This is a genomic window from Nonomuraea sp. 3N208 (genome assembly GCF_052245935.1).
Taxonomy (GTDB): domain Bacteria; phylum Actinomycetota; class Actinomycetes; order Streptosporangiales; family Streptosporangiaceae; genus Nonomuraea.
Genome location: NZ_JBQQBR010000029.1, coordinates 92,163 through 110,518, shown reverse-complemented (window position 1 = coordinate 110,518; position 18,356 = coordinate 92,163). Strand labels below are relative to the sequence as shown.

At 69.5% G+C, this 18,356-nt stretch carries 17 protein-coding genes and 1 pseudogene; 12 read left to right on the top strand and 6 right to left on the bottom strand.

Annotation, left to right across the window (positions count from 1 at the left end):
- The first annotated feature begins 135 nt into the window (after positions 1–135).
- Positions 136–1,206, top strand: coding sequence for a LacI family DNA-binding transcriptional regulator (locus tag ACTWPT_RS37665; protein ID WP_443182288.1), 1,071 nt, complete (start codon positions 136–138; stop codon positions 1,204–1,206).
- Positions 1,207–1,788: 582 nt separating this feature from the next.
- Here the strand turns inward: ACTWPT_RS37665 and ACTWPT_RS37660 are convergent.
- Positions 1,789–2,490 carry a TetR/AcrR family transcriptional regulator gene (locus ACTWPT_RS37660; protein WP_443182287.1) on the bottom strand — a complete coding sequence of 234 codons (702 nt, stop codon included), beginning with the start codon at positions 2,488–2,490 and terminating at the stop codon, positions 1,789–1,791.
- Positions 2,491–2,542: 52 nt separating this feature from the next.
- On the opposite strand from ACTWPT_RS37660, the pseudogene ACTWPT_RS37655 reads away from it, so the two are divergent.
- The 10 genes and pseudogenes from ACTWPT_RS37655 to ACTWPT_RS37610 all read left to right on the top strand — a co-directional run.
- Positions 2,543–3,061: pseudogene (locus ACTWPT_RS37655) on the top strand (amidohydrolase family protein); the annotation flags it as partial.
- A 25-nt stretch (positions 3,062–3,086) separates the two neighbouring features.
- Complete coding sequence (locus ACTWPT_RS37650; protein WP_443182286.1) at positions 3,087–3,251, top strand: amidohydrolase family protein; 165 nt, start codon at positions 3,087–3,089, stop codon at positions 3,249–3,251.
- Positions 3,252–3,263: 12 nt separating this feature from the next.
- Positions 3,264–4,640, top strand: coding sequence for an NAD(P)/FAD-dependent oxidoreductase (locus tag ACTWPT_RS37645; protein WP_443182285.1), 1,377 nt, complete (start codon positions 3,264–3,266; stop codon positions 4,638–4,640).
- Positions 4,641–4,884: 244 nt separating this feature from the next.
- Positions 4,885–5,991 (top strand): aminotransferase class V-fold PLP-dependent enzyme, encoded by a 1,107-nt coding sequence (locus tag ACTWPT_RS37640; RefSeq protein WP_443182284.1) that lies wholly within the window; start codon positions 4,885–4,887, stop codon positions 5,989–5,991.
- Positions 5,988–7,298 carry an ABC transporter substrate-binding protein gene (locus ACTWPT_RS37635; RefSeq protein WP_443182283.1) on the top strand — a complete coding sequence of 437 codons (1,311 nt, stop codon included), beginning with the start codon at positions 5,988–5,990 and terminating at the stop codon, positions 7,296–7,298. The genes ACTWPT_RS37640 and ACTWPT_RS37635 overlap by 4 nt, the downstream gene beginning before the upstream one ends.
- Positions 7,295–8,197 carry a carbohydrate ABC transporter permease gene (locus tag ACTWPT_RS37630; protein WP_443182282.1) on the top strand — a complete coding sequence of 301 codons (903 nt, stop codon included), beginning with the start codon at positions 7,295–7,297 and terminating at the stop codon, positions 8,195–8,197. The genes ACTWPT_RS37635 and ACTWPT_RS37630 overlap by 4 nt, the downstream gene beginning before the upstream one ends.
- The gene (locus ACTWPT_RS37625; protein WP_443182281.1) at positions 8,194–9,003 is read left to right on the top strand and encodes a carbohydrate ABC transporter permease; all 810 of its coding nucleotides are present in this window, start codon (positions 8,194–8,196) and stop codon (positions 9,001–9,003) included. Before ACTWPT_RS37630 ends, ACTWPT_RS37625 begins: the two co-directional genes overlap by 4 nt.
- 2 nt (positions 9,004–9,005) lie before the next feature.
- Positions 9,006–10,715 (top strand): glycoside hydrolase family 36 protein, encoded by a 1,710-nt coding sequence (locus ACTWPT_RS37620; protein WP_443182280.1) that lies wholly within the window; start codon positions 9,006–9,008, stop codon positions 10,713–10,715.
- On the top strand, positions 10,716–11,741 hold the full coding sequence (locus ACTWPT_RS37615) for a LacI family DNA-binding transcriptional regulator (RefSeq protein WP_443182279.1): 1,026 nt from the start codon (positions 10,716–10,718) through the stop codon (positions 11,739–11,741).
- A complete protein-coding gene (locus ACTWPT_RS37610) occupies positions 11,742–13,037 on the top strand; it encodes a hypothetical protein (protein ID WP_443182278.1) in 1,296 nt (431 codons plus the stop codon).
- Between the two features lie 678 nt (positions 13,038–13,715).
- On the opposite strand, the gene ACTWPT_RS37605 is transcribed toward ACTWPT_RS37610, so the two are convergent.
- Genes ACTWPT_RS37605 through ACTWPT_RS37595 form a run of 3 tightly spaced genes read right to left on the bottom strand, consistent with a single transcriptional unit; the run spans position 13,716 to position 16,445 of the window.
- Positions 13,716–14,537 (bottom strand): hypothetical protein, encoded by an 822-nt coding sequence (locus ACTWPT_RS37605; RefSeq protein WP_443182277.1) that lies wholly within the window; start codon positions 14,535–14,537, stop codon positions 13,716–13,718.
- Positions 14,534–15,241: an aspartate racemase/maleate isomerase family protein gene (locus ACTWPT_RS37600; protein ID WP_443182276.1), complete on the bottom strand. Its 708-nt coding sequence runs from the start codon at positions 15,239–15,241 to the stop codon at positions 14,534–14,536. The genes ACTWPT_RS37605 and ACTWPT_RS37600 overlap by 4 nt, the downstream gene beginning before the upstream one ends.
- Positions 15,219–16,445, bottom strand: coding sequence for a radical SAM protein (locus tag ACTWPT_RS37595; RefSeq protein ID WP_443182275.1), 1,227 nt, complete (start codon positions 16,443–16,445; stop codon positions 15,219–15,221). Before ACTWPT_RS37595 ends, ACTWPT_RS37600 begins: the two co-directional genes overlap by 23 nt.
- A gap of 91 nt (positions 16,446–16,536) precedes the next feature.
- Here ACTWPT_RS37595 and ACTWPT_RS37590 point away from each other — a divergent pair, with 91 nt between their 5' ends.
- Positions 16,537–16,815, top strand: coding sequence for a hypothetical protein (locus tag ACTWPT_RS37590; protein WP_443182274.1), 279 nt, complete (start codon positions 16,537–16,539; stop codon positions 16,813–16,815).
- A 130-nt stretch (positions 16,816–16,945) separates the two neighbouring features.
- Here ACTWPT_RS37590 and ACTWPT_RS37585 read toward each other — a convergent pair whose 3' ends face one another.
- Both ACTWPT_RS37585 and ACTWPT_RS37580 read right to left on the bottom strand, forming a co-directional pair.
- Positions 16,946–17,767 carry an alpha/beta fold hydrolase gene (locus tag ACTWPT_RS37585; protein WP_443182273.1) on the bottom strand — a complete coding sequence of 274 codons (822 nt, stop codon included), beginning with the start codon at positions 17,765–17,767 and terminating at the stop codon, positions 16,946–16,948.
- A 19-nt stretch (positions 17,768–17,786) separates the two neighbouring features.
- Complete coding sequence (locus tag ACTWPT_RS37580; protein WP_138666282.1) at positions 17,787–18,356, bottom strand: DJ-1/PfpI family protein; 570 nt, start codon at positions 18,354–18,356, stop codon at positions 17,787–17,789.

Here is an 18,356-nt window from a genome sequence, read left to right as displayed (position 1 = left end):
GCCGCAACGAAAGGGTGCGGCTGGGGTGGCAGCGAGTATTCGTGAAGGAACGTTCCTGCACAAGAGCCCGATGGAACGATTCTGCAAAGCTGAGAGGGGTGGCGGAGCGTCAGGCCAGATGACACGATCTCACTCATGAGCCAGTCAGACCGCAGGCCCAGAGTCCGCCTCGTGGACGTGGCCCGCGCTGCGGGGGTGTCCAAGACCACCGTGTCGGACGCGCTTAATGAGGCCGGACGGCTCCCTGCCGCCACCCGGGAGCACGTGCGAAGGGTGGCACGGTCCCTCGGCTATCGCCCGAACGCCACGGCACGGTTGCTGCGCGCCGGGCATACCCGCCTGCTCGGCGTCGCGGCCCGTGAGTACGTCGAGACGCCGTGGGTCTACGCGGAGCTGGCCTACTTCGCCCAGATCGTCACCGCCACGACCCAGGCGGCTCTGGCCCACGGCTACGGCGTCGTCCTGCTGCCCACATACGGGCCGGACGACTGCTGGCTGGACATGCCGCTCGACGGCGTGTTCGTCATCGACCCGGTCCAGGGAGACCCGATGGTCAGGGACTTTCTCGTGGCCGGCGTCCCCGTGGTCGCCGACCGGAGGGCGCTGGCGGAGGCCGCCGACGAGGCACGGGAGATCGGCCGGTGGGTCGACTTCGACTACGCCGCCGCCGTACGCCAGGTCCTCGACCACCTGGAAGAGGCGGGCGCCGAGCGGATCGCGGTTGCCGCGGGCGCGACCACGGCCTGCTTCCACCAGCAGACCGTCAGCGCCTACCACGACTGGTGCGCCGAGCGGCGGCGCGAACCCCGGATCTCGTTCCTCCCCGCCCCCGGAGTCCGGCAGACGCTGGACGCGGTGACGGAGTTGCTGGCCGCCCCCGTTCCGCCGGATGCGCTTTTCACCCTGGTCGAGCTCAGCCCGCCGCTCCTGCTTGACGCGATTCGCAGGCTCGGTCGATCCGTCCCCGATAACCTGCTGCTGGTCTGCGCTACGGAGGACCCGGCGGCCGGCTACACCGACCCGCCGATCAGCACGCTCGGCTTCCTGCCCGGCCAGACCGCGCAGGCGGCGGTGAACCTGCTCGTCGACTGCCTCGAAGGCCGCCCGGGCGATCTCGGCCGCCTGTTCTCGGCCGACTTCCAGGTCCGCGCGTCCTCGGTCGCTCCAGGCCGGCGACCGGCGGTGGCGAGTCTCACCCTCGGCTGACGCGCGCCCTGGACTCCCTGGGGTCGGACGCCGAACTCGGCCTTGAACAGCTTGCTGATCGCTGGGGCCCTCAAATGCCCACCGGCTCGCCACCACGGACGCGGCAGGATGGACCTGAGCGGGGCCGGTGAGGTCCAGGTGACGGCCGTCTCCCCCTGTCCATCGCTACGATCTCCACCTCTATGCCGAGCCGGGCTCCGCGCTACTCCGACATGGCCGCCGAGCTGTGGGGCGAGAAGCCGGACATCACCGCATACATCCAGAGCTGGGCCGGCCGCGCCACGCTATCACCCGCCTGCGGAAACTGTCCGGCACGGGCACCGTCCTGCTCACCCCGAGCTCAGCCGAGCCGCCCTTCGAACAGGACGCCGACATCCTTGACCCCGCCCGCACCCGCGACCTGATCCCGCCCAGTGGCACATGACCGCCGTGCCGGGCCTCGGTTTCCCGGCCGTTCACGGTGCCGACCGGCGTGGCCGACGGGCTGCCGACGGGCATGCAGCTCATCGGCGCGCGCTTCGCCGAGGCCCTCCTCCTCGATGCCGCCAGGCCGTCGAGGACCGCACGCCCGGTTGACGCCCGTCACCTGACAGGCCGCGGAAGCTGCGCCGCCATCCCGTCGAGCAGGAGTTCCAGCGCCCCCGCGTAGGCGCTGCCGATCATCGTCGCGGCCAGGGCCTCGGCGCACGCGGCGATGTTCGGGTACTCCTCGGCCGGCAGTTTCGCGTACGTCGAGCGCCACGCGTCCTCGTCCGCGGTGGCGGCGGGCTCCGGCAGCGTCCTGGCGGCGGCTTCCAGCGCGGCGAATCCCAAACTCATGTCGATGAAGCTGTGGTAGTGCCGTGCGGCCTGCTCGGGACCGAAGCCCGCCGCGCGCAGGATGCCCAGCCCCACTTCCACGGCCCTGATCTCGCTCGGGCGGCGGGTGACCCGGGCCGCCGACAGGCGCGCGGCCTCGGGATGCCGCTGGTAGGTGACATACAGGCGGCGGCCGAGCTCGCGTAGGCTCTCCCGCCAGTCCCCGCTCGGGCGAAATCCCTCCATCGCGTGGCGGATGAGCTCGTCCGCGATCGCCAGGACGAGCTCGTCGGTGTTGCGGAAATAGCGGTAGAGCGACGAGGGATCGGCTCCCAGGGCGGCGCCCAACCGGCGCACCGACAGCGCGTCCGCGCCGTGGTGGCTCAGCAGCCGGATGGCGGTCTCCACGATCAGCTCGCGGGAGAGCACCACGCCTGACTTGGCGGGCCGCCGCCTGCGTGGTGCGCCGATGACGCGATCATTCACGCCTTCCAGATTACGACAACACCGTTGACGGGCCAAGCGGCCCGCTAGTTCCATGGGGCCAGGCGGCGATGACAGCCCCCACGCCGAGGTTCGAGCCGTGTCGCTCGCCGCATGCAGCCTTTCCCGATTGGACCTGTCCTCCATGGCGCATCCCCATGCTGACCTGCTGTTCTCTGGCGGCCCCATCCTGACCATGGACGGAGCCCGCACCTGGGCGAGCAGTCTCGCCGTCCGCGACGGCCGGGTCGTCGCGATCGGGCATGACGAGGTGAAGGAGCTGGCCGGGCCCAGCACCGAGGTCGTCGACCTGTGGGGACGGCTGTTGCTCCCCGGTTTCCAGGACGCCCACGTCCATGCCGTCATGGGCGGAGAGGAGCTGGGGCAGTGCGACCTGACGGGCACCACCGACCCGCAGGAGTACGCCCGCCGGATCCGCGCCTACGCCGACGCGAACCCCGGCAAGGAGTGGATCACCGGCAGCGACTGGTCCATGGAGAGCTTCGACGGCGGCACGCCCACCCGTGACCTGCTGGACACCATCATCCCCGACCGGCCGGTCTACCTCACCAACCGCGACCACCACGGGCAGCGCGTACGTGAACCACCTCGACGACGCCGGCAGCCTGCGCCCCGGCAACCGCGGCGACCTCGTCGTCCTGGACCGCAACCCCTTCGACGGCCCCGCCGCGGCGATCGCCGACACCCGTGTCGCCCTCACCTACGTCAGCGGCGAGCGCGTCCACACCGCACCCGACGCCTGAAGGAAACGCACCATGCATGCCGAATCCCTCATCGACCGCGCTCTGAGCAAAGCCATATCGACGCCCCTCTGGCTCGACACCCCCGACCGTCCGGCTCCCAGGCGACCGCTGGACGGTGAGACCACGGCGGACCTGGTCGTCGTCGGCGGCGGGTTCACGGGCCTGTGGGCCGCTGTCCGGGCCAAGGAACGAGATCCCGGGCGCGACGTCCTCCTCGTGGAGGGCGATCGCATCGCCGAGCACGCGAGCGGCCGCAACGGCGGCTTCTGCGACGCGAGCCTCACCCACGGCCGTGCCAACGGGCTCAGGCGCTGGCCCGACGAGTACGACCTCCTGGAGCGGCTCGGCGCGGAGAACTTCGCCGGCATCGCCGCGACCGTGGACAGGTACGAGATGAGCTGCGGCTTCACGCCGGGCGGCGCGCTCTCGGTGGCCACCCGCCCGCATGCGATCGCTTCCTTGGAGCCCGACGTCGCCGGGTTCCTCGACCGCGACGACGTCCGCCGCCTCGTGCGATCGCCCACCTATCTCGCCGGACGTCTCGAAACAGGGGAAGACGCGACCGTGGACCCGGCACGCATGGCCTGGGAGCTGGCCCGGGTCGCCGAAGCCCTCGGGGTGCGTATCGTCGAGCACACCCCCGTCACCCGGCTGCGGAAGCATCGCGACGGGCTGACGGTCCACAGCGGCGCGACACGGATCCACGCCGGCCAGGCCGTTCTGGCCACGAACGCGTTCACGTCACTGCTCGGCCTGCGCTCGCTCGCCGTCGTCCCCGTCTACGACTACGTGCTCGCCACGGAACCCCTTACCCCCGAACAATGGGAATCCATCGGCTGGCAGGAGCCCTACGGCATCAGCGACATCGGCCACCAGTTCCACTACTACCGCCGTACCGCGGACAACCGCATCCTCTGGGGCGGCTACGACGCGATCTACCACTACGGCCGGTCCATCCGGGCCGAGCACGAGCATCGCCCTCAGACGCACCGGCTCCTGGCCCGGCACTTCTTCGAGACCTTCCCGCAGCTCAGCTATGTCTCCTTCACCCATCGCTGGGCCGGGGTCATCGACACCTGCTCGCGCTTCTGCGCCTTCTACGGCCTCACTCACGGCGACCGCGTCGCCCACGCCGCCGGGTACACCGGCCTGGGCGTGGGAGCGTCGAGGTTCGCCGCCGACGTCATGCTCGACCTGCTGTCCGGAGCCGACACCGAGCGCACCCGCCTGCGCATGGTGCGGCAGCAGCCGGTGCCCTTCCCGCCGGAACCGCTCGCCTGGGCGGGCATCCAGCTCACCCGCCGGGCAATGGCCGGGGAGGATGAGACGGGCAGGCGCACCCTGTGGCTGCGCCTGCTCGACCGCCTCGGGATGGGGTTCGCCTCATGAGGCCATCTCGTGTTCCGTCCGGCGGCACATCGGATCGGCCTGCGGCATGCCGCAGGCCATCGAGACCGTCTGGCCGCAGGCCGTGGTCCAGACGTGCGTCGTGCCCCTGCTCCTGTTCTGCCACATCGCGGCAAACTGCCTCTTGCATACGATATGAACGTTCAAATATCGTCTGCCTAGCGTTTTGGCGCACTGCCTCCTGCTATCTGCTGTCTTTATGCCCCCTAACTGGTCTGGAGCTGGTTTGAACGTTCCACCTGCATATCTGAGCCAGTTCCGGGAACCGGCCGGATATGTTGACTTCGCCAGGATCGGGCCGCCCTCGCTGGCCGTAGCACGGACCGTCGCGCAGGCTGCGGAGTCGCTGGCCCACGATCCGTCCGCAGCGCTCACCAGACTGGAACTTGAGGCGAGCAGTGCACGCGCCGCCGCGGCCCGCCTGCTGAGCTGCGCCCCGCATGAGGTGGCCTTCGTCTCCTCCACCAGCCACGCGCTGTTCGCCGCCGCGGCGGGCCTGGGCGGCGGCGTGGTGCTCGTCCCGCGCGGAGAGTTCCCCGCCAACGTCTATCCGTGGCTGCGGTTCCAGGAACGCGGCGGGCTGCGGCCACGCTGGATCGACTCGGCCGCGATCACCGCTGACGTCCTGCTCGAGCACCTCGACGACGACGTCAGGGCGCTGGCGGTCAGCGCGGTGGACGCCACGACCGGCCACCGCGCCCCGCTGGGCGCGCTGAAGGAGGTGCTGGGCGAGAACCGGCTGCTGGTGGTGGACGCTATCCAGGGCCTCGGCGCGGTGCCGCTGGACGTGGCGGCGGCGGACGTGCTCGCCTGCGGCGGGCAGAAGTGGCTGCGGGCGGGCTGGGGAGCGGCGCTGTTGCTCGTCCGCGACCGGGTGGCCGACCGCCTCGCCCCCGGTCTCGGCGGCTGGTCGGGCGTGCACGCTCCCTTCGGAGCCCGGCACCCCATGCCGCCGCTGCCCGGAGCTGTCGCGCACACGCCCACCAATCCCGACCTCTCCGCCGTCGCCGCACTGGGAGCCGCCATCGACCTGGTGCTCTCCGCCGGAGAAATGAACATCGCCCGGCAGATCGCCCACACCCTGGCGAGCCTGCTGGATGCCGCCAGGACCGCGGGCGCCGAGGTCCTGGTCCCCGCCGAGCCGGCCGGGATCGCCCGCGTGCGACTGCCCGGCCACGACCCCGCCAACACGCACGCGGCACTCGGCGCCGCCGGACTCACCACCACGCTGCGCGGCGGCTGGATCCGGCTCTCCCCGCACGCCACCACCCCCGGCGACACTGCCGACCGGCTCCGCGCAACACTCACCCCCCGAAAGGAAACACACAAATGATCAACCGTCGTGGAGCCCTCGCGCTCGCACTCACCGGCACGCTCGCCCTGGCCGCCTGCGGCGGCGGCAAGACCCCGGAGAAGGGCGGCGGGCCCGTCAAGATCACCGTCTGGAGCTGGAAGCCCGCCTCCGACGGCCTGGCCGCCGTCGCCAAGGACTTCGAGCAGACCCACCCCGGCATCAAGATCGACGTTCAGGCCGTCGGCAATCCGGCTATCTGGGACAAGATCACCATTGGCATGGCCGCGGGCGGCAAGGGCCTGGCCGACGTGCTGCACATCGGCATTGACTACCTGCCCGGGTACATGGACAAGTTCCCCGGCGGCCTGGCCGACCTGCGCAAGCTGGGCGCCGACACGTACAAGGACGCCTTCGCCAAGGGGCTGTGGCCCACGGTGACCGGCAAGGACGGCGGCGTCTACGCGATGCCCTGGGAGGTCAACCCGGTCGGCTTCTTCTACCGCGCGGACCTGTTCAAGAAGGCAGGCATCGACCCGGAGAAGATCCAGACCTGGGACGACGCCATCGAGGCCGGCAAGACGCTCAAGGAGAAGACGGGCGCCTTCCTGATCGGCCTGAACAAGCCCGCGGCCGGCGGCGTGGACATGGACTTCTACCAGGCGCTGCTGCAGCAGCAGGGCGCCTTCTACTTCAACCAGCAGGGCGAGGTCACGCTCGCCTCGGCGCCGGCCGTACAGGCGATGACCCTCATCAAGAAGATGAACGACGCGGGCATCGTCGCCGACACCTCCGGCGAGAACACGGCCAAGCAGCTCATCAGCGGCGGCAAGCTGGCCGTGCTGCCGTGGGCGGCCTGGGCGGTCAGCTACATCCCCGAGATGCGTCCCGAGCAGAAGGGCCTGTGGCGCGTCATGCAGCCGCCCGCGGTGACGCCAGGCGGCAAGCGCGCCGCGATCGTCAACTCCACCCATCTGTCGGTCTCGGGGAGCAGCCCGCACCAGGCGGAGGCGTTCAAGTTCGTGGAGTACGCGCTGACCAAGCCCGAGGTCATCAACAAGGTCTTCAAGGAGGGCGGCGTCTTCCCCGCGCTGACCGCGGCCTATTCCGACCCGGCGTTCACCGCGCCCCAGCCCTACTTCGGTGATCAGCCCGCGCTCAAGACCTTCGTGGACGCGCTCACCGAGGGCGCGGACGCAACCTACTACTCGGGTGACTACGCCAGGGCGCTGAAGATCGCCAGTGACGCTCAGACGAAGGTCCTGCTCAAGGGTGCCGACCCGGCCGCGGCGCTGACCGAGGCCGCCACGCTGCTGTCCCAGCAGACGAACAGGAAGCTCGCGGGATGACACTCACACTGTCGCGCCCCGGGCGGGTGGCGGTGGGCAGGCGCTCCCTCGTCACCAAGCGGAACATCCCGTACCTGCTGGTCCTGCCCGCGCTGCTGGGCTTCGTGGGGTTCAAGGCCTATCCGATCGTGGCCGCCATGTACATCAGCCTGACCACCGGCGCGGGCGCGGCACGCAGCTTCGTCGGGCTGGACAACTACGTGCGGCTGGTGAACGACCCGCTGTTCTGGACGTCGCTGTGGAACACCGGGCTGATCCTGGTCGTCCAGGTCCCGATCATGCTGCTGCTCGCGCTGCTGCTGGCGCTCGCGCTCAACTCCTCCCTGGTACGGCTGCGCGGCCTGTGGCGGCTGGGCGTCTTCATGCCGTCGCTGACCGGTCTGGTCGCCTACGGCGTGATGTTCTCGGTGATCCTGCGCAAGGACGCGGGACTGCTCAACTGGCTGCTCAGCCTCTTCGGCGTCGAGGCGATCGACTGGCTGGGCAGCCCGTTCTGGGCCCGCATCGCCATCGTCATCGCCCTCACCTGGCACTACACCGGCTACAACGCGGTGATCTACCTGGCCGGCCTGCAGAGCATCCCGAAGGACCTCTACGAGGCGGCGATGGTGGACGGCGCCGGCTCGGCTCGCAGGTTCTGGTCGATCACAGTGCCCCAGCTGCGGCCGATTCTGCTGCTGACCGTGGTCCTGTCCACGATCGGCACCCTGCAGCTGTTCGACGAGCCGTTCGTGCTGACCGGCGGCGGGCCGGACAACTCGACCCTGACGATCTCGCTGTACTTGTACCAGAACGGCTTCCGCTACTTCGACTTCGGTTACGCCGCGGCGATTGCCTACGCGCTCACGCTGATCGTGGCCGGATTCGGGATCGCACAGATGAGGATGCAGAAACGATGAAGGGCTGGACGCTCACCTTCGTGCTCGCCGCGGTGTTCGGCCTGTGCGTCGGCCCGTTCTACTGGCTGGCCATGGCGGCCACGCACGCCAACTCCGACATCTTCTCCTGGCCGCCGAGGTTCTACCCCGGCGACCAGTTGGTGGCCAACACGGCGAAACTGGAGGAGTCGATCGGTCTGGTCAACGTGCTGGGCAACACGCTCTTCGTCGCGGTCGTGCAGACCGCGGGGGCGATCGTGGTCTCGCTGCTGGCCGGTTACGCCTTCGCCAAGTTCCAGTTCGTCGGGCGCAACGCCTTCTTCGTGCTGCTGCTGTCGACGCTGGTCATCCCCGGCGGCGTGACCATCATCCCGATCTTCGAGATGATGAACGACATCGGGCTGATCGACAGCTTCCCCGCGCTGATCCTGCCAAGCCTGTCCGTCCCGTTCGGCATCTTCCTGATGCGCCAGTCGCTGCTGGCCATCCCCGACGAGCTGCTCGACGCGGCCAGGGTGGACGGCGCGGGCGAGCTGCGGGTGCTGTGGCGGGTGGTGATCCCCGTCATGCGCCCGGTACTCGCGGCGCTGGCGGTCTTCCTCTTCCTCGGCGCGTGGAACGACTTCCTGTGGCCGCTGATCGCGCTGCGCACGCCGGAGATGTACACCCTGCCCGTCGCGCTGGCCACCCTGCAGGGGCTGGCCAGGACCGACTTCGGCCAGGTCATGGTGGGCACCGCGATCTCCTCGCTTCCCATGATGGTCCTCTTCCTCATCCTCCAGAAACAGTTCATCTCCGGCCTGCTGGCCGGTGCCACGAAGGGATAAGCATGCAGGTCTGGGAGCCCTACGCGCTCGGCGAGACGACCGCGGTACGGGCCGGCGCGGTCGAGCTGGTACTGGCCGGAGCGGCCGATGCGAAGGTGACGCAAGTCGCCGACCGCACCTGGCTGATCGACGCGCCAGAGGCCACGGCCGCGCAGTGGCGAGTGCCGTGCGTGCGCGTCAGCGCGTTCTGGACGCCCTTGGGCGGGACCCGCTGGGTGCCGCCGATCTGGAGCGCGCCGCTGGTGTCGAGGCTGACAGCGGGCGCGCCGGTGGTCTCCCTCATCGGTACGGCCGGCGCCAACGTCTGTACGGTTGGCCTGGCCGAACCGGTGGCCCAGGTGAGCTTCACCGGCGGGGTGATGGAGGAGACCGGCGAGTTCGTCTTCACCCTGCACGGCGACGGGCTGCGGATCCGGCTGGACCTGTCGGAGCGGCCGTTCTCGGCGGCGGTGGCCGACGTGGCGGCCTGGTGGAAGGACGACGCGAGCGACCTGCCGCCTGCGCCGGATCGTGCCCGGCTGCCGGTCTACTCGACCTGGTACAGCATGCACCAGGAGGTCACCGCCGAGTCCGTGGAACTCCAGGCGCGGCTGGCCAAGGAGTTGGGCTGTGAGACGATCATCGTGGACGACGGCTGGCAGACCGCCGACCGGACGCGCGGCTACGCGTTCTGCGGTGACTGGGAGCCGAACCCGGCCGCATTCCCCGATATTCCGACACATGTGGCTCGGGTGCGCGAGCTCGGCATGTCCTACATGCTCTGGTACGCGCTGCCGTTCGTGGGCAAGCACAACGCCGCCTTCGAGCGCTTCGAGGGCAAGTTCCTGCGTTACCTCGACCATATGGACGCCGCCGTGCTCGATCCGCGCCACCCGGAGGTACGCGAGTTCCTCATCGACCGGCTCGTCCAAGCGGTCGAGACGTGGGGCATGGACGGCCTGAAGATCGACTTCGTGGACCGTTTCGCGACCCCGGGCGGTGACCCGGCGCCCGGCGAAGGGACCGACTGCACGGATGTGGACGAAGGGGTCAGGCGACTGCTCCACGATCTGGACGCGCGGCTCCGCCGTACCAGGCCGGACGTGCTGATCGAGCATCGCCAGCCGTACACCAGCCCCGGGCTGTGGCCGTACGCGAACATGATCCGAGCGGTGGACTGCCCGCTCAGCTCTCAGGAGAACCGGCAGCGGACCGTGGACCTGCGGCTCGCCGCCGGTCCTGTGGCCGTGCACTCCGATATGATCCTCTGGCATCCCGACGAGCCCGCCGAGCAGGTGGCCGTGCACCTGATCAACGCGCTGTTCTCGGTGCCGCAGATCTCTGTGGACCTGGCGGTACAGCGGCGGGACCAACTCGCCGCGATCCGGTTCTGGCTGGGGATCTTCCACCGCTACCTGGGCACGCTCCAGCTGGGGACGCTGCGGCCCGAGCAGCCCGAGCACGGCTACCCGCTCGTGCGGGCCTACGATGGTCACACCACGATCGTCGCTCGGTACGCGGCGCTGCCCGTGGACGTGCCGGAGTCCGGGGAGCTGCTCGTCGCCAACGCCGACTCCGATCCGCGCGTCGTCCTCTACGGCACCGGCTCGGCGCACGTCGAGGTGCACGACTGCGGCGGCGCCCCGGTCCGCGCGGCCACGCTCGCGCTGGAGTCCGGGGCCTGCGTCGTCGAGGTGCCCATGGGTGGCCTGCTCACGCTGAGGAGAGATTGAGTGACGACACGCCGGCCACGCACACGCGGGGTCACCATCGAGGATGTCGCGCGGGCGGCCGGCGTATCCCGCCAGACGATCTCCAACGCGCTCAACGCCCCGTACCGGCTGAAGGCGGAAACACTGGAGCGGGTCTCGGCGGTCATCGAGGAGCTCGGCTACCGGCCCGACCAATCGGCACGCAGCCTGAAGTCGGGCACCAGGCGGATCATCGGCTACCCGACTCCGGTGGATGATCCGGCCAATCCCAACCCGCTGATGGGCGGCTTTCTCGAAGCGGTCGTGGCGGCGTCGGGCGAGGTGGGCTACCGCATCTTGCTGGTGCGCCCGCAGCCGGGCCAGAGCCAGGAGCAGGCGCTCGACGAACTGATCGCCGCGCGGACCGTGGACGGCTTCCTGCTGTCGGACATACTGCGCGATGACCCCCGTGTGGCCCACCTGACCGGCGCGGGCTTCCCGTTCGCCGCCTTCGGCAGGACCGCGCCCGAGCAGCCGCAGTCCTGGGTGGACGTCGACAGCGTGCAGGCGGTGATCGAGTTGGTCGGCATGGTGGCGGCCGGAGGGCACCGGCGGGTGGCCTTCCTGGCCTCCTCCTCCGGGCAACCGTGGATGGATGACCGGCGTGACGGGTTCCTGGCCGGCGTGCGCCGCCATGGCTTGGCCGGGCAGGTGTACTCGCCGGGCGACGATCCAGACGAGATCGTCGCGGCCACCCGCGAGTTGCTGGCCGGGCGCAACCGGCCCACCGCGATCGTGGCCGGCGGCGACTGGCTCGCGCTCGGCCTCTACACGGCGGCTCGCGCCGAAGGGCTGGAGATCGGTAAGGACCTGGCCGTAGCCGCCTTCGATGACCTGCCGATCACCGGGTTCCTCCAGCCCGCGCTGACGACGGTGCGGCTGCCGCTGCGCCGCATCGCCGAGGCCCTGATCAGCCGCCTCCTCCAGATCATCGAAGACGGCGTCACCCCGCAGGCGGGGCTCTTGCTCCCCGGCGAGCTGGTGATCCGCCCGAGCCTAGGACCATGAATGCAGTTGGACTCCGGCCACGACGAGCTCGTGGCGATGTTCGCGTGGGCGCGCGACCGCGCGCTGCGCTGGGCGCATCCCGGCGGGACGCGCGGCCCGGTGAATGTTGACGAGCGGCGCCCGCACGGCACCGGCGAGGGCGTCTACCTGCCCTCCTACTGGGCCGGGTACGCGCACCGCAGTGGGTTCTACGCCCGTGACTTCGTCCACCAGGCGGCGGGCGCCCACCTGCTCGGCCTGGCCGAGGCCAACCTGGCGATGATTCGCTGCTTCGCCGCCTCGGCGACCGAAGAGCACGGCCACCGTCCGGTGTGGGCGTTCAATTTCGACGGCTCCTACCTGTCGATCGACTACCGCGGTCCCGACGAGTTCGTGAGGGAGGTGCCCGCGGTCTTCGAGCTGGTGGAATGCGTGGCGGCGCTCTACCGCTGGACCGGCGAGCGCGCCTACGTCCATGACTCCGTGCTGCGTGACTACTGCTCGAACGCGATCGCGCTTCCCGCGACCGGTCGGGGCGCGGGCATCTTCCAGGGCATCGCCAGCTACAACGAACTGAGCGGCGAGCCGCTGGCGGTGGCCGGTGACGGCATCGCCGCGCAGTACGCCGCCCACCTGGCGATGGCCGAGCTGACCAGGGCGCGCGGAGAGGACGGCGGGCGGTTCGAGGCACTGGCCGCACGGCTGCGCCGCCATTACGAGCAGGAGTGGAACGGCGCTCGCGGCTTCACCTTCGATGGCCGGTCGGTCACCGGGTGGGGTGCGGAGAACAGTTGGTTCATGCCGTTGAAGGGTCTGCGCGAAGACCCTGCCTACCTCGACTACATCGACGCGCAGGCGAGTGGTCCCGGGCGGCCGGAGAACGTCGAGGCGTGGACGTACCTGCCCGACGTCTTCTTCCGGCACGGCAGGCAGGAGACCGCCTGGCGGTGGATGCGGGAGATCTTCCACGCCCGCACCGCCCCGCACGTCGCGGGCGGGCTCAACGGCGACTACCCGGAGGTCTCCTTCACCCTGGTCAGCCAGGTGGTGGAGGGGCTGCTCGGTGTCCGGCCGGACGCGCCGGGCAACGCGTTGACCACCCTCTCGCGGCTGCCCGCCGAGATCGGCTGGGCCGCCGTCTCCGGCATCCCGATCGGGCGGGGCAGCGTCACGGTTCGGCACGACGGCGGGCACGCCACCACGCTCACCAACCTGTCCGACCGGGTGAGGTACCGGTGGACCGCCCGCTTCCCCGACGGGTCCGCCACCACCCGACACGTCCCGCCCGGCGCCACCGTCACCGCGGAACACGGCTGAGCGTATGGATCCCTCCGGCCTCGATGGCCACGGACGCACTTGTAGCCGCCGTCCCTTACGGGAGACTTGGATCTTCACGAGTGCGCGAACAGCGCGATCGCGGGAAGGACCAGTCCGGCGGACCAGAAGCTGCAGGCCTGTACCGCGTCAAAACACCGTCGTGGCCTTCTGAGCTGTGGTTTGACTGAGTTCGCAGGTACAGACAAGATCACGGCTTGTGCCTGTTCGCCTGTTCCATCTGATGATATCTATACGGCGGTGCTGCCGGGGGTGGCGCGGTCGGTGGCGGAGGCGAGCGTTGCTCTGGTGCCGCGGAGGGTGGCGGTGGGGAGGCGTCCGAAACTGGCGGTCCCCCTTCGGTCCGCCCTTAGGGCGGTAGGCCGACCCACGGATTCGGGATCGGCTGTTGCGCCCCTGGTGGAGTGAGTAGGGCGGGTGGGACTCGCCCGCAACGGTGGACACAAGCGACAGGTCGAGCCTCTCGGCGAGCCATGGGCGAGCCTGCAATGGGGCGAGGTCACCGCCGATGACGGCGACGGGGCGGGCGGTCGTCCCCGCTCGGGCAGCGGCCAGGGCGACGTATAACGCGGCCCCACCGATCAGGACAGATGTGCGGCCGTCGGGGTATCGGGTGGTGTCGATCGAGATATTGCCGATCACGCCGAGGCAGGGCACTGGCTACCTCCGAGGTCGGCGGGGCAAGTGGTCGCAGTCGAGGACGGTTGAGCATGCTGGCCTGTTGGCGCACAATTTGGGGCTCGCCGGAGGGTTGAGGAACAGGCGCTTGAAGTAGATCAGGACCAGATGCAGCCACCACGTGGGCGGTGCCTGGTCGGGAAGCGTGACGCGGTATCCGCGGGCGGTGATGAGGCCCCGGTAGCGGGAGCAGTCGGCGGCGGCGCAAGCCTCCAGGACGAGCCGCATCCGCTCGTGGGCGAAAGCCCCGTTGCCCGCATTCAGGCCGAGCAGCGGAGCGAGCTTGCCGACCATGCCGGAGTCCACGGGGATGATGCCGCAGTGGTAGCCGCGGGCGTAGAGGGCGGCGCACTGGGCGACCTTGTAAGAGGCGCCGTGCACCTCGGCGGCGAATGCCTCGATAAACGCGTTGGGCGCCATGGCGAGCGGTCGCCGGCCGCGGACCTGCGAGGTGGCGATGAAAGTCTCCAAGGAACGCAGATAGCGGATGCGGGCGTCCACCAGTCCGAGCGGGCGGACGAGTTCGACGACCTCGGGGTCCTGGAAGCTAATGAGCGCGTCCCAGCCATAGGCGTCGGCCTTCTTCACCACCTCGGCGTAGACGTCCACCATGGTGTAGGACACGCGGGTGCTCCATCCGGCCACGAGCATACGTATCCGCCAGTCGTCCACGTGCAGGGGCCACCACTGGTTGTTGTCGTGGTTGGCCTCGACCGCTGCCTTCACCCCCTCCTGCGCGCTGACGACCGAGACCAGGTCGTACAGGCGTGGGGCGAGTTCGGGTATCTCGTCGCTGTCGTTCACGGGTGCTCCTGGAGAGCGTGCAGGGCGATGGCCTTGTTCGAGGAGGTCACGGGCCGTCCCAACCGACGCCGCAGCATCTTGATCGCAACCCGGGTTGGCCACCCCGTACAGGACAGTACGATCGTGTCCGCTTGCTGTACTGCCTCTTTTCTCAACTGATCCACGAGCGCAGCCTGTTGGTTGAGAGTAACCTCGGCGTACCCATCGGCCTGGCCGAGGCTCGCTGAGCCCGTGACGATGACGCCTTGCTCGGCGAACTGGATGACCTCAACCTCGGTGATCTCGTCTGGGTAGGGCGTCACCAAGGCAATCTTCCGCGCGCCGTGCGACCGGAGCTGTGCCAGGATCGCCTCGAACGCACTGACCACGCGCACCGGCGAACCGGTCGCGACCTCGGTGAAGCGGTCGAGTTGCGTGAAGGCCGCCGACGTGCACGCCAGGTAGACCCGTCCCAGCGGGAGCCGGGAGAGTTGGTGCAGCGCTCCGGGAACGGCCTCGATCAGCCCGGACAGGAAATCGTCGTCCAGCGCCGTACCACCGTGGGCAGGCACCAGCCGGGCGTAGTGCCATACCGTACGTCCGCGCCCCCACTCTGGCAGCTCGGTCTCTACGACCGCGTTGGCCCAGGGCACCAGCACCCCGACGTGTGAAAGGGAAGGGCAGGGGAGTAGGTGGGAATGGTCAGACGTCTGCTGGAGCGTCATCCCGTTCTCCATAGATATAGCGGGGCGCGTGGGCGGTGACCGTCATGTCGGCGACCTCATACAAGGGGCGGGCGGTGCCGGCTTCTACGACTTGGATGGGGTATGAGCCCAGGCGCCGATGCCAGGTCCCCCGGGTCGTGACGAAGAACGAGTGCAGCTCGGGAATCTTGCGGCCCTTGGGGTAGACCCGCTGCTTCATCGGCTGGTCGAAGATGTGATCGATGTCCGCCTTCCAGCTCGTGAAGTGCTCGGACGAAGGCAGCGTCTTCTGCTCCTGTACCGCGGCCAGTGGCGTGCCTGGGTAGGCGCGGGCCTGCCGGACGTTGATCCTGTGGCACAGCAGCCCGGCGTCGAGGATGCGCACCAGCCCGGCGAGGTTCTCGTAGTGGGTGCGGTGGGTCTCGCCGGGTAGGCCGTAGATCAGGTTGAGGCCGGGGAGCAGGATACTCAGTCCGCCGGGGCCGACTTGGGCGCCCGCCTGGTTCACGTGCTCGACGGCCCGGACGAGAATGTCGGGCGTGCAGGTGAGGGTATTGCGCTTGATGACCTCCAGGTCGAAGGACTCGATGCCCATCGGCGCGCAGTTGCCCTCGGTGCAGTACGCGGCGACCAGGCGGGCGATCTTCGCGCCTGCCGGTGAGGCCACCGCGAGCGGGTCGGCGTTGTCGATATGCAGGGTCACCAGGTCGGGGGCCGCGGACTCCCGGATGGTGGCAAGCAGCTTCTCGATGGCTCCAGCATCGCGGTTCATGTACGAGAAGAAGCAGGTCTGTTGCCCGAGCCTGAAGTGCCGCACACCGGCGGCGTGCAGGATGGCCACCTCGGCCAGGACGTCCTCGATTGGCCGGAAGTCCACCACCGGTGCCTTGACGGGCTCGTTGCAGAAGTCGCAGAACCGGCGCCGGGTGCATCCCCGGTACAGCTCGATCTCCGCGACCGGCGTCCAGCACAACTGATCGACCAGGTCTCGGTAATCGACGCGGTCCACGGTCAACCGCTCGTACGGGGCTGCCTGACGGCTCCCCGCGGTGATGTCGGCCGAGGTGAGCGTGTGCGTGTGGACGGCGTCGAACAGCCCACCATAGGCTGCCGGGTCGGCCAGCGCGTAGGCGGCCAGTGGGCCGAGCAGGACGCGGCAGCCGCGTGTGCAGGCAAGCGCCCGTGCGATCTCCTCGACTGAACCGTTCTGTGCCTGGAGATGCACTGAAGGCACGGCGTCCCCGGCGATCACCACGGTGAGGGCGGCGTCGCTGAGCAGGCGCAGCGCATCCTCCCGGTTGACGGTGGCCGAGTAGGTGAGCCGATCCGACAGCGGAGGCTCCTCGTACGGCCGGCCGCCGTTCAGACACCAACGGTGTCATCAACTCCGCCCACGCCAGGCTCCGCGCTCCCGGCGAACGCGCGAATACCGTCCTGCCATCGTCTGGCACCTACTGTCGGATCCCAACGCTCGCTTCATCGACCTCGGCGCCGACTTCTACGACACCCGCATCGGCCCCGAGCGCAAGAAACGCAACCACGCCCGCCAGCTCGAAGCCCTGGGCTATCGAGTCATCTTGGAACCCATCGCCTGACCAGCTGACCTGATCACAAACCCTGTCGCACCGAACCACGCCGGGGTTCGCTGCCGCCTTCCTACTTACGCTCCGATTTTCGGATCAGAAGTCCGTAGCTTGAGCACGGGCTGCGGACCTGTCGCAGCAATTAGGGACCTCGTTCCCGGCCGAGGAAGCACGACAGGAGTCGCCTGAAGTCGTGCGGGTGTTCGAGCGCCGGCACGTGCCCGCATCGGCCGAGCACGTACAGACGGACATCGGCCAGGTGTTCGAGCAGGGGCAGGGCTGCCGTCCCGAGCGGGGTGACTCGGTCCTCGGCGCCGTGGACGAGCAGCACGGGCGCGCGGACCCCCGCCAGCGTTTGCGCCGAGAGGGTGAGGTCGTCGGCCCAACGTGCCCTAGGTGGAGGGAACAACGACGCGAATGCGGCCGCTCCCGCTCGCATCGCGGCTGCACGGGCAGCGACGGCCGACTCGGTCACGAGCGCTTGGTCGAGGACGAGGCGACTCAACATGTCTCGTGCCCCGAGCGGGTCGGCGGGGGCGGCCCAGACCGCGTCGAGCTCGGCGGACAGCGGCGCCGCGGGGGCGCCCATCGTCGAGACCGCCACGACACGGGTGACCTGCTGGGGACGCGCGGCCGCCAACGCCAGCGCCACGGCACCGCCCATGGAGTGGCCCACCACGGCGTAGTGCTCGACACCGAGAGCATCCATCAGGCCCGCGGCCTGCTCCGTCCACAGCCGGAGCCCACCCCTGGAGCCGGCCGGGATCGGTGTATGGCCGAACCCCGCCTGGTCAGGAGCCACCAGGTGCCAGGACGTGCCCAGCGCCTGTGCCGTCGTTGCCCAGGCTCCGGATCCGGTCGTACCGGGTCCGGAGCCGTGCAGCAACAGCACCGCGGGCCCGGTGCCGCTCTCCAGGACGTGGACGGGGGAGCCGTCGACTGTGACGGTCCGAAGTGCCGTCACCGGGACAGGCCAGGTGTGCTCATGCCGATGCGGAGTTGATGGACTTCGAGAAGACCTCCATCATCGCCCTGCCGAATTGCGGCATGTCGGGCCACCCCCGGCAGGAGACGAGGTTGCCGTCCACGACGTCGGGAGCGTCGATGACCGTCGCGCCCGCGTTCTCCATGTCACCGGTGATGGGGGGGAAGCACGCCGTCTTTCGCCCCTTCAGCAGCCCGTACACAGCTGGCACCTGCGCGCCGTGGCACACCAGCGCGATCGGGAGGTTGCGCGCGAAGAAGTGCTCGGTGATGCGCCTGACGTCGGCGTCGACCCTGATCCACTCGGGGGCACGTCCCCCAGGGATGATGAGGGCGTCATAGCGCTCGACGTCGACCTCGGCCCAGGGCACGTCGACCGGCAACTTTCGGCCGTTCTTCTCCACGTAGGCGTCGGAGTTGGGGTCGAACTCGTGGATGACCAGCTGAACGTCACGCATCGTCCGTGACGAGACGTCAACGTCCCAGCCGCCCTCCTGCACGCGATAGTAGGGATACATGGTGTCGAGCTCCTCGGCGGCGTCGCCGGTCAGGAGCAGCGCTCTGGGCAC

Excerpts from the sequence above, each read along its gene's own strand:
- ACTWPT_RS37665 (WP_443182288.1), top strand. The coding sequence starts at position 136 with ATGAGCCAGTCAGACCGCAGGCCCAGAGTCCGCCTCGTGGACGTGGCC.
- ACTWPT_RS37645 (WP_443182285.1), top strand. The coding sequence starts at position 3,264 with ATGCATGCCGAATCCCTCATCGACCGCGCTCTGAGCAAAGCCATATCG.
- ACTWPT_RS37635 (WP_443182283.1), top strand. The coding sequence starts at position 5,988 with ATGATCAACCGTCGTGGAGCCCTCGCGCTCGCACTCACCGGCACGCTC.
- ACTWPT_RS37630 (WP_443182282.1), top strand. The coding sequence starts at position 7,295 with ATGACACTCACACTGTCGCGCCCCGGGCGGGTGGCGGTGGGCAGGCGC.
- ACTWPT_RS37625 (WP_443182281.1), top strand. The coding sequence starts at position 8,194 with ATGAAGGGCTGGACGCTCACCTTCGTGCTCGCCGCGGTGTTCGGCCTG.
- ACTWPT_RS37620 (WP_443182280.1), top strand. The coding sequence starts at position 9,006 with ATGCAGGTCTGGGAGCCCTACGCGCTCGGCGAGACGACCGCGGTACGG.
- ACTWPT_RS37610 (WP_443182278.1), top strand. The coding sequence starts at position 11,742 with ATGCAGTTGGACTCCGGCCACGACGAGCTCGTGGCGATGTTCGCGTGG.
- ACTWPT_RS37600 (WP_443182276.1), bottom strand. The coding sequence starts at position 15,241 with ATGACGCTCCAGCAGACGTCTGACCATTCCCACCTACTCCCCTGCCCT.